General features: G+C 45.0%; 12 protein-coding genes. 1 reads left to right on the top strand and 11 read right to left on the bottom strand.

Annotated elements, in window-relative coordinates:
- Positions 1-320 precede the first annotated feature (320 nt).
- The 7 genes from QZX97_RS18710 to QZX97_RS18680 form a co-directional block, all read right to left on the bottom strand.
- Positions 321-515, bottom strand: coding sequence for a hypothetical protein (locus QZX97_RS18710; RefSeq protein ID WP_295664907.1), 195 nt, complete (start codon positions 513-515; stop codon positions 321-323).
- Positions 512-733 (bottom strand): DUF2442 domain-containing protein, encoded by a 222-nt coding sequence (locus tag QZX97_RS18705; protein WP_295651480.1) that lies wholly within the window; start codon positions 731-733, stop codon positions 512-514. Before QZX97_RS18705 ends, QZX97_RS18710 begins: the two co-directional genes overlap by 4 nt.
- A gap of 38 nt (positions 734-771) precedes the next feature.
- Positions 772-1,554, bottom strand: a complete 783-nt coding sequence (trpC, locus tag QZX97_RS18700) for an indole-3-glycerol phosphate synthase TrpC (RefSeq protein WP_295651478.1) — start codon at positions 1,552-1,554, stop codon at positions 772-774.
- 98 nt (positions 1,555-1,652) lie between these two features.
- Positions 1,653-2,228, bottom strand: a complete 576-nt coding sequence (locus tag QZX97_RS18695; protein WP_295651476.1) for an aminodeoxychorismate/anthranilate synthase component II — start codon at positions 2,226-2,228, stop codon at positions 1,653-1,655.
- A gap of 8 nt (positions 2,229-2,236) precedes the next feature.
- The gene (locus QZX97_RS18690; RefSeq protein WP_295651474.1) at positions 2,237-3,667 is read right to left on the bottom strand and encodes an anthranilate synthase component I family protein; all 1,431 of its coding nucleotides are present in this window, start codon (positions 3,665-3,667) and stop codon (positions 2,237-2,239) included.
- Between the two features lie 287 nt (positions 3,668-3,954).
- Positions 3,955-4,395 (bottom strand): cytochrome B, encoded by a 441-nt coding sequence (locus QZX97_RS18685; protein WP_295651471.1) that lies wholly within the window; start codon positions 4,393-4,395, stop codon positions 3,955-3,957.
- Between the two features lie 45 nt (positions 4,396-4,440).
- A complete protein-coding gene (locus tag QZX97_RS18680; protein ID WP_295651469.1) occupies positions 4,441-5,619 on the bottom strand; it encodes an anhydro-N-acetylmuramic acid kinase in 1,179 nt (392 codons plus the stop codon).
- Between the two features lie 90 nt (positions 5,620-5,709).
- Here QZX97_RS18680 and QZX97_RS18675 point away from each other — a divergent pair, with 90 nt between their 5' ends.
- Positions 5,710-6,876, top strand: a complete 1,167-nt coding sequence (locus tag QZX97_RS18675; RefSeq protein ID WP_295651467.1) for a DUF5009 domain-containing protein — start codon at positions 5,710-5,712, stop codon at positions 6,874-6,876.
- Here the strand turns inward: QZX97_RS18675 and QZX97_RS18670 are convergent, their stop codons facing one another.
- The 4 genes from QZX97_RS18670 to QZX97_RS18655 all read right to left on the bottom strand — a co-directional run bounded on the left by QZX97_RS18670 (position 6,877) and on the right by QZX97_RS18655 (position 13,523).
- Positions 6,877-8,601: a gliding motility-associated C-terminal domain-containing protein gene (locus QZX97_RS18670; RefSeq protein WP_295651464.1), complete on the bottom strand. Its 1,725-nt coding sequence runs from the start codon at positions 8,599-8,601 to the stop codon at positions 6,877-6,879. It lies immediately after the preceding gene.
- A gap of 317 nt (positions 8,602-8,918) precedes the next feature.
- Positions 8,919-9,374, bottom strand: a complete 456-nt coding sequence (locus tag QZX97_RS18665) for a PepSY-like domain-containing protein (RefSeq protein WP_295651462.1) — start codon at positions 9,372-9,374, stop codon at positions 8,919-8,921.
- Positions 9,375-9,748: 374 nt separating this feature from the next.
- Positions 9,749-10,606: an RNA polymerase sigma factor RpoD/SigA gene (locus tag QZX97_RS18660; RefSeq protein WP_295651461.1), complete on the bottom strand. Its 858-nt coding sequence runs from the start codon at positions 10,604-10,606 to the stop codon at positions 9,749-9,751.
- Between the two features lie 325 nt (positions 10,607-10,931).
- Positions 10,932-13,523 carry a gliding motility-associated C-terminal domain-containing protein gene (locus tag QZX97_RS18655; RefSeq protein ID WP_295664905.1) on the bottom strand — a complete coding sequence of 864 codons (2,592 nt, stop codon included), beginning with the start codon at positions 13,521-13,523 and terminating at the stop codon, positions 10,932-10,934.
- Positions 13,524-13,526 lie beyond the last annotated feature (3 nt).

The following is a 13,526-nucleotide window of genomic DNA, read 5'->3' as shown; positions in this document are numbered from 1 at the left end:
ACAGCCCACGGCCATATTCCTGTACTACCCGCTTTTTGAACCCTTCGCTGTAATGTACAGCCGGGGTTCTCCTTTTTAATTTAACGCTCTCATTCTCCATCTTGTTGACTCTTTTTAGTCAACCTATTTTAGGACGGGACAAAATCAAAAAATATGGGTATTTATGGGTGTATTTTGGTTTTGTTTTTAGGTTCTATTATCAAATTAACATTTGGTAGCCCTGCGCAGGTTATGGGTATTTATGGGTATTCTATTTAAGTTTATTTTTCCCGGTTACCCCCGCTTTTGCCAAATACAAAAATACGAAATTTTGACCTGATCTAAGAATTTTTAGACTTTCTGGACTTTAAGTAATCGCTTAAAAGCACGCGGCTTTGGTTTCCGCGTTTGGCCCTGTCGTATGCATTAACCTCATCTATATCTTCAAGTTCTTCCAGCATCGTTTGATAAGTCTTGATAGGCACGATGGCTGCGATTTTGTTGCCCGATGCGTCCACTATAAATCGTGTTTTCACAACCCCATCAATTCATAAATACTATAAATATCATCAATAGCTAAAAAGGAAAGACTATCTCCGTCTATCACTTCATAATCTGCCCTTTGTTCTGCATCTAATTGAGCGATTTTTTCGAATTTATCTAAAGGGACAATAAATGTACGGTCGTTTGAGAGGAATAGCATCATGGCACTGTTACCTATAAACTGAATGTCCTTTATCTCAATTATGCCCATGTTATTTTTTTCTGACATCTGACTTCCGCCCTCTGACCTCAAAGATACCTCACAAACTCCCTTATCGCAAGCCCCGGGTCTGCTTCTTTCATAAAATTCTCCCCGATCAAAAAGCCGTTAAAGCCTGCCGCTTTCAATTTTTTGATGGTTTCTGTATTGCTGATGGCGCTTTCTGATATCTTTAAAAACTCCTGCGGGATATGCTCATATAGTTTGAAAGATGTTTCCACCGAAACCGTAAAGTCTGCCAGGTTGCGGTTGTTTACGCCAATGGCCGTCAGGTTCGGGTCGATGCTGCGTTGCAATTCTTCCAGGTTGTGTACTTCGAGCAATACGTTAAGCCCTAAGCTTTTGGCAAGGGCGGCCATGCCCTTTATTTCAGAGGGGGTAAGTATGGCGGCAATAAGCAGTATGATATCCGCGCCCCAGGCCTTCGCTTCCAAAATCTGGTACTCATCTATCATAAAATCCTTGCGCAGCAACGGCACTTTATTTACGGCACGTGCGCGGTGAAGATCTATTTGCGCGCCCATAAAAAAGTCGCAATCTGTCAGCACCGATATAGCCGAGGCCCCTGCCGCCGCATAAGCTGTCGTCACCTCTTCAACCGATACCTTATCGTTGATGATGCCTTTCGATGGCGACTTGCGCTTAAACTCGGCAATGATGCCGGTGCGAGCCGGGTCAAGCAAAAAATCGCGGAAGGAATAGGTATCCCTATCAAACAATTCCGAAGCCTCCAAAGCGGCGACAGAAGTGAGCGCCTTCGCCGCCGCCACTTCCTTTTTTTTATTGATAACTATTTTATCGAGTATGTTCATGAGCCCTAACCCAGCCCCCCGACCCCCTAAAGGGGGAGAAGAGAATTTAAATTTAATTGATTTAATATTAAGCCGTCAACAGTTCCCCCTTTAGGGGGTTAGGGGGCCGCATATATCCAATTCCCCATCATTGCCCTGCCATGCTCTGTCAGCACCGACTCCGGGTGGAACTGTACGCCCCGCACATCAAACTCCTTATGACTCAGCGCCATGATCGAGCCATCCTGCTCGTCAACGGCCGTTACCTCAAAGCAATCGGGCAAACCTTCTTCGGCAACCACCCAGCTGTGATAGCGCCCTACCTTAAACACATCGGGAAGGTACTTAAAAAGCCGCTCATCGGTATCAATTACTTTGATGGGCGTGGCAATGCCATGCATCGGCTTGCTCAGGTTATACAGCTTTCCGCCAAAGGCCTCGGCAATGGCCTGCTGGCCCAAACACACACCAAAAATGCTTTTAGTGGGCGCGTAGGTCTTAATTACATCCAGCAATAAACCCGCTTCGGACGGTATGCCGGGCCCCGGCGAGAGGATGATTTTATCAAATTGCGCCACATCGGCCAATTCAAACTTGTCGTTCCTCCAAACCTCGCATTGCAGGCCAAGTTCATTCACCAAATGCACCAGGTTATAAGTAAACGAGTCGTAATTATCTATGATCAATATTTTCATGGTTCTGTTTAATTGGCCACCTCCACGGGCGCGTTAATGGTGTCGGCCATTTCCAATGCTTTACGCAGGGCGGCTATTTTGTTGTTTACCTCATTTTTTTCGCTTTCCGCGATGGAATCCGCCACAATACCCGCCCCGGCCTGGTAATGCAGCACATTGTTTTTGCTCAAAAACGAGCGGATCATAATGGCATGGTTAAAATCGCCGTTAAAACCTAAAAAGCCTATAGCGCCACTGTAAAAGCTGCGTTTGGTCTTTTCGTTCTCGTCTATGATCTCCATCGCACGGAACTTGGGTGCGCCGCTCAGGGTGCCTGCCGGGAAAGTATCGGCCACAATTTTAAACGATGACACACCTTTTTTCAACTTACCGCTTACATGCGATACCAAATGTATCAGGTGCGAGTAGTACTGCACCTCACGGAAAGCCTGCACATGCACACCTTCGCAATGGCGGCTCAGGTCGTTACGGGCAAGGTCAACCAGCATCACGTGCTCTGCCGCTTCTTTGGGGTCGGCCTGGAGCTTTAAAGCCTGCTTCACGTCGTTCTCATCATCGCCGCTGCGCTTAATGGTGCCCGCTATCGGGAAAATACTTGCCACACGGTTCTTGATGGTGATCTGCGCCTCGGGCGACGAGCCGAATATCCTGAAATTGCCGTAGTCGAAATAAAACAAGTATGGCGACGGATTGATGGAACGCAAGGCTCGGTATACATTAAACTCATCGCCCAAAAACGGTTTCGAAAATGCCCGCGATGGCACAATCTGGAATACATCCCCGCGGAAAATGTGTTTCTTCATCTTCTCCACCATATCCATAAACTCCTGGTCGGTCAGGTTCGATGTTTCGGGGCCATTGCTTTCAAAGCTATATTCAGGGAAGTTTTTGTTTTTGATGAGGTATTCTACCTTCTGCAAACCTTCTTCATCCGCTTCACCATATTGGTTTTGGAAAATATACAGCTCATTCTTAAAATGGTCTATCGCGATGATGTACTTGTATACATGGTACTGCATGGTGGGGATAGCCGTTGGACTATCAACAACCTTCTTCAGCTTAATGGTTTCAAAATGCTCCACGGCTTCGTGCGTAAAATAACCAAACAAACCGTTCGATATCATTTTAAGCCCGGTTTCTTCTGTTTCAAAAGCCTTCAAAAAGTCTTCCACTTCGCTTACCAGGTCAAAACTACCGGCCGGGCAGCTTTCAACCCTTTCGTCGGGATATTTTTTTTGAAGTTCGCCATTGTTCAGTACCAAGCCGGCAATCGGCTCGCAGCAAACATAGCTCATGCTGTTTTCGCGACTATGGTAATCCGAGCTCTCCAGCAACAACGTATTCGGGAACACATCGCGAAGGCGCAGGTAAATGCTTACCGGGGTGGTGGTATCGGCCAATAGTTTTTTGTAGGTGGTTGTTAGTTTGTATGTTTTCATTTGTTTGTCGGCAAAAGTATATAAAAGAAAAATCCGGTCAATTGGGGATTGCCGGATTCTCTATTAGGTTTAAAATTGTTTAGTTGTCCAATCGGTCAAATAACATTCCCGGCTACCTTTTTTGTAAGGTGCCACCAGCTTAGGTTATGGGCGTTTTTGATCATTGTGGATGCAAATTTAGAAACATTTTTGAATAAACAAATTTTTTACAAAAATAATTTAGTGTCAAATTGACACTAAATATCGCTGTTTTCCCTATTATTCCTATCGGGAATGCGGTTTTTGGCTTAACTGCCTATTAACGGCCTGTGGCTTTGTACTATAGCCATAACAATGACCAACAGTGCCAACCCGTAAAAAATGGCGATGGCGCGATGCTTCATTTCGGGCGTGGTAATTTTCTTCGCACGGCTATGCCCGATAGTTACCAATATCATGGCAAATATCATCATGCAGATGTGTTCTACCGTCCAGTATCGGGTAGTATCATCCTTCATGGTTTGGCTGGTAAACTGCACAAACGGACTTAAAAAATACAGCAATAAGCCTATCAAAATTTGCGTATGCACCGCAATCATGCTGAACAGGTTTATTTTGCGGTTGCCTTCGGTATAAGCTTTTTTACCGAACCAGCCCAGCAAAGCCTGCACTATGGCGATAAGCACCATCACAAATACCACATACCTGAACCCGGAATGCAGCATTTTAACAAAGGTATAGAAATTCATATCGGTTGATTTTTATGCGAATATACAAGAAAATATCAGCGTAGTTTATATGGGGAAGCTAAACTTTCCCATCAATGTGGCCGGGTTTTTACCTATGCGGATGGGTTCGCCGCATATAGCCTCGTTGCCCAGCAGCGCAAAAAGGATAGCCTCTTTGGCATCGGCCGGTATACCCAGCGCATCCGTCTTCGCGATAAGCACATCGGGCAATAGCTTTCGGAGATGCTGCATAATGAACGGGTTGCGGGCACCGCCGCCGCTTACAAAAACCTTTGCTCCCGCATTATACGCATAAAGCGTGTTCGCTATAACGGTCGCGGTAAACGCACTTAAGGTAGCCATCAAATCTTTTGGCGCAACGCCTTTTGTTTCCGACAGCTGCTGTGCGCGTTCAACATATTCCAAATTGAACAACTCAGGGCCGGTTGTTTTCGGCAGGCTCTCCTCAAAAAACGGATGAGCCAACAAGGCTTTGAGCAACGAATGGTCAATATTCCCGGTAAAGGCTATTGCCGAGTTTTTATCATAATCCTTATCAAAGTATTTTTTGCAGGCGGCATCTATAAGTGTATTGCCCGGGCCTATGTCGCTGCAAACCACTTTCTGTCCGTCGCCATCGGCGGGTAAATAGGTAAAATTACTGATGCCGCCTATGTTCAACAAAATGCGGTCTTCGCCGGCCTTGCTGGCCAAAATATAATCGCCGTAAAGGGCAAGCGGAGCGCCTTCGCCACCCGCGGCCAGGTGCTTTTGCCTAAAGTCGCTTATCGTCAATACACCCGTGCGCACCGCGATATGGTCGGCATCGCCAATTTGCAGCGTAGCATTGGGGTATTGTGGCTGCCCGTGCAAACGCTTTGGCGCATGGTATATGGTTTGGCCGTGGCTGGCGATGTAGTCAACTGTTTTTTTATCAACTGCCCAGCCCTTTAAGGCCCCGTTAACCAAATTCCCGTGAAAATCGCCAATGTAATCGTTCAGGATGCAAAGCTTCTCCAAATCCACCATTTTACGCGAGAATATCTGCCTTATATCGTGTTTCAGGTCATCAGTATAGTCAACCGTTTTAAATTCCAGCAGTTCAAAAACCGTACTTAACCCATTGCCTTTAAACCGGCACAAGGCAATATCCAATCCATCCAACGATGTGCCCGACATTAAGCCCACGCCCAGTCGTTCCTTTTTTTGCGCCGCTTTAAATAAGTTTTGGAGGTTGCTGTTCATCTTTCCAAATATAAAAAATTAGTGTGCCAATGCGGGTTTAACATTTTGGCTTAAAAATGTTAGCTTTAGGTTGTAATACAACAGCCAATAATGACCCAACAACCTAAGCAACGCCTTTTATCGCTCGATGTATTTCGTGGGGCCACGGTAGCCGCCATGATACTGGTAAACAACCCCGGCAGCGACAATGTTTACGCACCACTGGAGCATTCCGTATGGAACGGCTGTACACCAACCGACCTGATATTTCCATTCTTTTTGTTCATCGTAGGTGTTTCTATTGTTTTCGCAATGGAAAGTAAAAAGGCCGACCCGGCGCAACAAAAAGGTTTATTGCTTAACTTACTAAGGCGAACCGTAGTTTTGGCCTTATTGGCTCTGGGTATGTCGGGCTTCCCATATTTTAAACCTGCAAATGTGCAGACTATTGGTGTTTTCCAGAGTTTTTTGTCGGTATTGCAAACCATGCGCATACCGGGTGTATTGATGCGCATCGCCGTATCGTTTGGTATAGCCGGTTTTATCTACATCAAAACCACGCGCAAAACGCAGCTTTGGTTATTTGGTATCCTTTTGGTAATGTATTACATCCTGATGTGTTTTATACCTGTGCCCGGTTTTGGCCCGGCCAACCTGAATCCTCAAACCAACCTGGGCGCCTGGATAGACCGCTCGGTATTTGGCACGGCACATTTGTGGAAGTTTTCGGTTACCTGGGACCCCGAAGGTTTGTTAGGCACCATGACCGCGGTAGCCACCGTGCTGTTTGGAATTTTGACAGGCACCTGGCTAAAACGTAAAGACAAAGATGACGCAAACAAAGTGGTTTGGATGTTCACCATTGGTATGCTGGCTATTATAGCCGGCAAAATATGGGGTTTGGCATTCCCCATCAATAAAGCATTATGGACAAGTTCGTTTGTGCTTTATACCGGTGGCCTGGCCACCACTTTCCTTGCTCTGTTTTACTGGTTGATTGACGTTCATGGCTATAAAAAATTAACCGCGCCTTTTGTGGCCTTTGGCACCAATGCCATTTTTGTGTTTGTGGCATCGGGGGTAGTAGCACGTTCGTTAAATATGATAAAAGTACAGGATGCCAAAGAAGTATCATTGAGCGCGCACCTGTTCAATACTTATTTTAAACCGTTTTTCTCGCCGGTAAACGCCTCATTAGCTTACGCGATAACAGTCGTTTTGGTTTGGTTTGTCATCGTGTGGATTTTTTACAAAAAGAAAATCATTATCAAAGTTTAGTTACCTGAGCAGGGTAATAGAACCCGCCGCATGCACCGGCGACCTATCGTACGTATTGGTGCCGGTAAATAACCAATAGTATGTGCCAACAGGCAGGGGCTCACCCAGGTATTTGCCATCCCAGGCCGTTTCAATGCTGGTTGTAGAGAATACTTCTTTGCCGTACCTGTTCAGTATCTTCAAGCTGCCAAACTCTCCATAACCCTTTATGTTTATATTAAAGGTATCGTTAACGCCATCGTTATTAGGCGTAAAGGTGTTTGGCCCGGTAATGATTGGCGGCGGCGGCGGGTTTACGGTAATATTTACGGATGTAATGGTAAAGCAACCATACTTAGAGGTGGCTTTTATGTAATAGGTGCCGGTATAATGCACATTGGTGAAATTCGGAATAGGCTTGGTCGCCTTCGAATCGTAATAATAGGTATAAGTCAGTGACGTGTCTTTTACGAAAACAGATGAAAGGTCGATACCGGTGGGGTATGTAAACGTAGTAGGAGCGTTTATTTTTATGATAGGGTTGTTGACGACCACCTTAACAGGTAAAATGCCCGAACAGCCGGACGGGTTTATGGCCTTGATATAATAGGTGCCCGGCGTAACAGCATTTGGCGATGGAAGGAAGTCGAGGCCATTCGGGTCTTTATAATAACTGTAGGCCAAATTGCCGCTACTGCCACTCGTTACCGCACCTGAAGTAAGGTCGTAAGTGGGCTGCGCTGAACACATCGCGACAGAATCGGGAACGGTGAAATTAAACGTCGCGTTAATGGCGTTGATAACCGTGTAAATGGTATCAGGGCAGCCCAGGCCAGCGTATGGCACTGTTGCCAACGCTATTTTTGTCTGATCTGGCGGTACAGGGTTTAGCGTTAACGTTGGGCCGGTGCCCAAAAGTTTCGAAAAATCGGAATTGTACCAGTTATATTGGCTAAAGCCGGTCGGCGCGTACAAGGTCATTCCTTTTTCGTTCAGGCAATAGTTATTGCCGGTTATGGCCGCACCGCAAGGCTCATTCACATCAATGTAGGCATAGCCAAAATGGCCTCCGGGTGTGCAATCGCGGGCGCTAAATTCCAAACGTACCGTTTTACCGCCATAGCCCCTCAGGCTTATCGACGATTGGGTCCATCCTTTGGTGTAAACAATACCCTGCGACTGGTTTCCACCGCTGGCTGCGGTAAATCCCGGTAAACTGGAACCGGCATTATAACTGAACGATGCGCAAGTGATATATTGGTTACTTTCCACGTCATATATCTCGGCCGAGAACATTGGTTTTTCGGGCATGGTATGCTGAACTGAATTAGGACCCGGATCTTGTAACACAATAGCGTAGTTATAAACTATGGTATAATCCGTTTGGTTAGTGGGTACGGTAAAGGTATATGATATACGTTCGGCCACACCTTGCGGATACGGCGGTTTCACGTCGGTATTTCCCAGTTTTATTGAGTAGTTGCTTCCGTTAGGACATAGTTGAGGAAATCCCCCATAAATATCAACACCCGGATTGCTGGTTTTGCTGATAATTTGTTGCCTGCCTGCTACAGGGGTTGTGCCGGTAGGCGTTAATAAAAAAGTGCCGTCGCTTGCAACATATCCCGACGATAACTCCCAATTGGTAAAATCGCCGTTTTCAAAACCAATGTTAGGAGGGCAGTTTTGTCCATGCAATCCTAAAGAGGTCAATAGAATGAATGTCAGTAGCAGGTACTTATTCATTATAGTTTTTCCAATGTTTTAACTATTAAGCTTTAAATGTATAACTTAATATACGCTTTTATAGTATATGTGGTTGCCAATTCTTTATTTAATGTTTGCTGTTTGGCGGCAAAGCCGGCAATTGTAAAAGGGCAGCGCGCTTACTACTATACTTATGCAGTAAAAAAACATAGCCCATGGTTGTACGATCGTCTTTTTTTGATTTATGATAAGCACAATTAATTTAGGGATATAACTTTAAAACGCAAAAAATGTTGCACAAAAAAAAGACCCTGCATGTGCAGGGTCTTTAAATTTTTAATTTCTCTAAAGTCGCATTATTGCTGGTCTTCTGCAACCGTCCTGATCACGCGGCCATCGGCAGCCATGATTACTTTTTCAACGGCGTTGTTTTCGTCTTTTAAACTTACCTGATACGAAACATAACCTTTTTCTTCAATTTGATTAGCGTCTTGTACCTGCAAATCAGGGAAATTCTTTTTCAGACCACTAAACACACCTGTAGGCAGATTGCTTACAGGCAAACCGAATTGTTGCGATACAACTTTTCCATTTTGGTCGTACACCACTTCGTGGGCCGATTTTTCTACTGTGAAAGTCGCTTTATAGTGTTTGCCATCCTTTTCCCAATCAACCTTGGTCAGGTTAGGGTATTTAGCAGAAAAATCCTGGTTGATATCTGCAGGCAGGTCTTGTGCACCTATATATTGCGCTTTCGCATAAAATCCAAATCCTAACGAGAATACAGAAATTAGAATTATTAACTTTTTCATAATGATAATGATTTGATTGTTTTAATACATTAATTTCAATAGCAAAGGTAATACATTATATTATTATCAACAAATTATTTTAATTATTGTAAAAATTATAAATTAAAGTCAATTTTATTGAAAACCTTTTATTATGCTTACATATAAACACCGGTTTTTATAAATTTTTTAATGATTGGACGGTTTTAATGATAAACGGTTTAATTAAAATGTCGTTTTATTGCTGTATTTATTGTAAACTGTACGTTACATTAGCAAAAAAACAATCAAAACAGTTGGGTTTTTTTATAAATAATACCGATCGGTATTAAATTAAACTATAAAAAAGGGGGAGAAATCAACTTTCTCCCCCTTTTTAAAACAGCGTTTTCCGCTTACAAATATGATTGCAACAAGTTGCTCCTTGAGGTATGGCGCAAACGTTGTAAGGCTTTGTCTTTTATCTGGCGCACGCGTTCGCGGGTCAGGTTATATTTTTCGCCTATTTCTTCTAACGATAGCGGGTAATTGTTACCCAAGCCAAAAAACAGCACAATCACTTCGCGCTCGCGCTCGGCCAGAGTTACCAATGAACGCATAATTTCTTGCGAAAGCGATTCGTCCATCAGGAAATCGTCTGTGCCGGGCTCATTGTTTTGCAATACATCAAGCAAGGTATTTTCTTCGCCTTGCACAAATGGCGCATCCATAGATACATGGCGGCCTGAGTTGCTCAACGAATCACATATCTTATCTTCAGTGGTTTCCAATATCTCGGCCAGCTCTGCTTGTGATGGCTCGCGTTCGTATTGTTGTTCCAGTTTGGAAAAAGCCTGACGTATTTTATTTAGCGAACCGATTTGGTTCAAGGGTAAACGCACAATACGTGATTGCTCGGCAACAGCCGACAAAATCGACTGGCGGATCCACCATACTGCGTACGATATAAATTTAAAGCCTTTGGTCTCGTCAAAGCGTTTTGCAGCCTTAATCAGTCCAAGGTTACCTTCGTTTATCAAATCGCCAAGGGTTAGGCCCTGGTTTTGGTATTGTTTTGCAACCGACACAACAAAACGGAGGTTTGTTTTGGTTAAACGCTCTAAAGCGGCCTGATCCCCCTCCCGTATTTTTTGTGCCAAAATAACCTCTTCATCAGCGGTTATCAGATCTACTTTGCCAATCTCGGTCAAATATTTATCAAGCGACTGAGATTCGCGGTTGGTAATGGATTGGGAAATTTTGAGTTGTCTCATTTTTTAATGCTGAAGGATAAATGCATTGAGCAGTCAATGCCGTACAATGTAATCAAATAATTGTGATATAAATACAAACAGTCAATTTATATTAAAATTGTACTTTAACTTAAAATACTAAACTAATTTGACACAATACTGAATAACCGGCAGGGGTTAAAAACGGATGGCGGTAATATCATGTCTGTTTGAGGATAAACCAATGCAGCGCTATATTGTTTCGAGGCGCAAAGGTAAGTTTATTTATTTACAATTACAACACTGATTTTGAGGTAAATGGAATATGGGATTGGGATGGCAAAAGGCCGGGTATTGGTAATAATTTTCACCTTATGATGGAAACCGAACCACTCAATTTGCCCGCTGTGCCGAGGTCTATAATATAAGCGTAGGTGCCTTCGGGCAAGGGTTTTCCGTTATATGTGCCATCCCATTGCACGTTATACCCGCGCGATTGATAGAGCAACGTTCCGTAACGGTTGTAGATGCTGATTGTTGACGTAGGGTAGTAAGCCAGATTCGAAATATTCCAGGTATCATTTATCCCGTCGCCATTGGGTGTAAATGTGTTTGGTATAACTACCGGTGGTATCGGAAGTATATTCATGGTGATCTGCTCGCTCAAAGCGGATACCGAGCAACCGATGATAGCCGTAATATCACAACTCACCACATCGTTGTTTTTTAATGTGCTTGTTGTAAGTGTTGGAGCATTTGCGCCGACATTTTTTCCGTTTATCATCCATTGGTAGGCTACAGTAGCGCCGGTTGTGTTTGCTGTAACCGCTGTAAAAGTGACCGAGGTATTGGTGTAAACCCCATTTGCCGACGCGCCGATGGTAACCGATGGCGAAGGGTTGGGCGGGGCGGATAAACTGATAGTAATAGCATTTGATGTTGCTGTTGAAGTTGTTAGACAGGCGCCGCCCTGATTGGTTAAAATACAGGTCACTAAATCGCCGTTGGCAAAAGTATTACCTGTAAATGTTGTACTGTTACTGCCGGCATTTGCGCCGTTAATTTGCCATTGGTAATAAGGGTTTGTACCGGCATTTGTAGATGCTGCTGTAAAAGTTATGCTGGCACCATTGCAAACGGGGCCGTTTACTGATGATTGTATACTGATAGCCGGGGCAGTGTTGGGTGTAACGATAATGCCCGTCAGCTTATTTGATGAGCCACTAATCGGGCAACCACTGGTAACCGATACTATACACTGTACAACGTCGGTTTTTGTTATAGCGGTACTCACAAATGTGGGACTGTTTGTACCGGCACCCATACCATTAACCAACCACTGATACACCGGAGTGCTGCCACCGTTTACTGCTACAGCGGTATATGTAACAGGCGTACCGGCACAAATAGAAGTTACATTGGCTGTAATGGTAACAGTTGGAGTAGGAGGGGCTGTAACAATAAGGCTGTCGCTGATGGATCCTATGCCGTTTGATGCAGTAATAAGCGTTGAGCCGGCACCTAAGATATGCACCTTGCCGCCGGTTATGGTTGCAACGGCAGTGTTGCTGCTGGTATAGGTTATAGCCGAGCCCAAAGTACTGGTCGCGCCCGGGTCAAAGTCGGCATCGCAAACGGTTTTGGCAGGAATGGCATTAAATGTGATACCGGCGAAGGTTTCGATGTTGACTATAAAACTGCTGCTGCCTGCCAAATTATAGGCGGTGATGGTATAATTTGTTGCCGGTGTGGCCACTGTTGGCGTGCCGGTTATAATCCCCGTCGTCGGGTCGAAAACCAAGCCGGCCGGCAATGCCTTATCAATTTTATACCCTGTAAGGCTTATTTTACGGATCAGGTTATTATTTTGATCGGTTACGTACAAGCTGCCAATCAAATCGTTTGCCACACCTATCGGGAAGTTAAAACTCGCGGCAGTACCTATGCCATTAGTTGCACCAGCCGCCCCGCTGCCTGCCAGGGTTGAAACGAGGCCTGCAGGCGTAATCTTTCGGATGAGGTTGTTGCTTTTATCGGCTACATAAATGTTGCCGATAATATCGACCGATACGCCAAGCGGATCGGAAAAACTTGCCGCAGTGCCTACGCCATTTGTTTTGGCAACGGGCCCGCCGCCTGCAATAGTAGTAACCACGCCGGCCGGCGTAATGTTGCGGATGAGGGCATTCAGATAATCGGCAACAATAATATTTCCCGAACCATCGATAGCAATACCATAGGGATGGTCGAAACTTGCGCCTGCGCCGGTACCGTTATTGAAGCCCGGCGCTCCGCCTGCCAATATGGTCGCGCTGCCGGCCTGCGTAAGTTTTTCGATGATGTTGCTGTTTTCGTCCGCTACATAAACATTGCTCGCGCCATCTACCGCCAAACCAATAGGATTATTGAAAAAAGCCAATCCTCCACCTGTATAGGTTACAAACCCCGTTTTGGTAAAGGTAGTAACAGCGCCGTTCGATATCCTTCTTATTTCTTTGTCTAACTCATCGGCCACATAAACGTTGCCTGCAACGTCAACGGCTATACCCGTAGGCTCGCCAAACGAAGCCGTTGCAGCAGGCCCGTCTTTTGCGCCGCTGCCCCCGTTTCCCGCCAAGGTGCTTACCAGGCCGCCGGGCGTTATTTCCCTAACCAGGTGGCTGTAAGTATCAGCCACAAAAATATTGCCGCTTTGGTCTGTAGCTACGCCAATTGGGTTTGTAAAGCTGGCTGCGGTCCCTTGTCCGTCGGTCGAACCTTTAGCACCCGAGCCCGCAAGCGTGCTTACCTGCCCGTAAATTGCGGGCGGCACCGGCCCACCGGTATTTGTTGGCACAAGGGGCGTAATTAATGTGTTTGTATTATATATCTGTGGTGTTTGGTAGCTGATGTTTGGTGCCTGGGCAAATAAACCATCACTATATGCGCAAAATAAAACAAACAGCAATGCCTTAGTCAAACT

The organism is uncultured Mucilaginibacter sp. (genome assembly GCF_903893715.1).
In the GTDB taxonomy this organism is placed as follows: Bacteria; Bacteroidota; Bacteroidia; order Sphingobacteriales; family Sphingobacteriaceae; genus Mucilaginibacter.
The sequence above is the reverse complement of the archived record's forward strand: the minus strand, read 5'-3'. Positions and strand labels throughout refer to the sequence as shown.

Excerpts from the sequence above, each read along its gene's own strand:
- QZX97_RS18705 (WP_295651480.1), bottom strand. The coding sequence starts at position 733 with ATGGGCATAATTGAGATAAAGGACATTCAGTTTATAGGTAACAGTGCC.
- trpC (WP_295651478.1), bottom strand. The coding sequence starts at position 1,554 with ATGAACATACTCGATAAAATAGTTATCAATAAAAAAAAGGAAGTGGCG.
- QZX97_RS18695 (WP_295651476.1), bottom strand. The coding sequence starts at position 2,228 with ATGAAAATATTGATCATAGATAATTACGACTCGTTTACTTATAACCTG.
- QZX97_RS18690 (WP_295651474.1), bottom strand. The coding sequence starts at position 3,667 with ATGAAAACATACAAACTAACAACCACCTACAAAAAACTATTGGCCGAT.
- QZX97_RS18685 (WP_295651471.1), bottom strand. The coding sequence starts at position 4,395 with ATGAATTTCTATACCTTTGTTAAAATGCTGCATTCCGGGTTCAGGTAT.
- QZX97_RS18680 (WP_295651469.1), bottom strand. The coding sequence starts at position 5,619 with ATGAACAGCAACCTCCAAAACTTATTTAAAGCGGCGCAAAAAAAGGAA.
- QZX97_RS18675 (WP_295651467.1), top strand. The coding sequence starts at position 5,710 with ATGACCCAACAACCTAAGCAACGCCTTTTATCGCTCGATGTATTTCGT.
- QZX97_RS18670 (WP_295651464.1), bottom strand. The coding sequence starts at position 8,601 with ATGAATAAGTACCTGCTACTGACATTCATTCTATTGACCTCTTTAGGA.
- QZX97_RS18665 (WP_295651462.1), bottom strand. The coding sequence starts at position 9,374 with ATGAAAAAGTTAATAATTCTAATTTCTGTATTCTCGTTAGGATTTGGA.
- QZX97_RS18660 (WP_295651461.1), bottom strand. The coding sequence starts at position 10,606 with ATGAGACAACTCAAAATTTCCCAATCCATTACCAACCGCGAATCTCAG.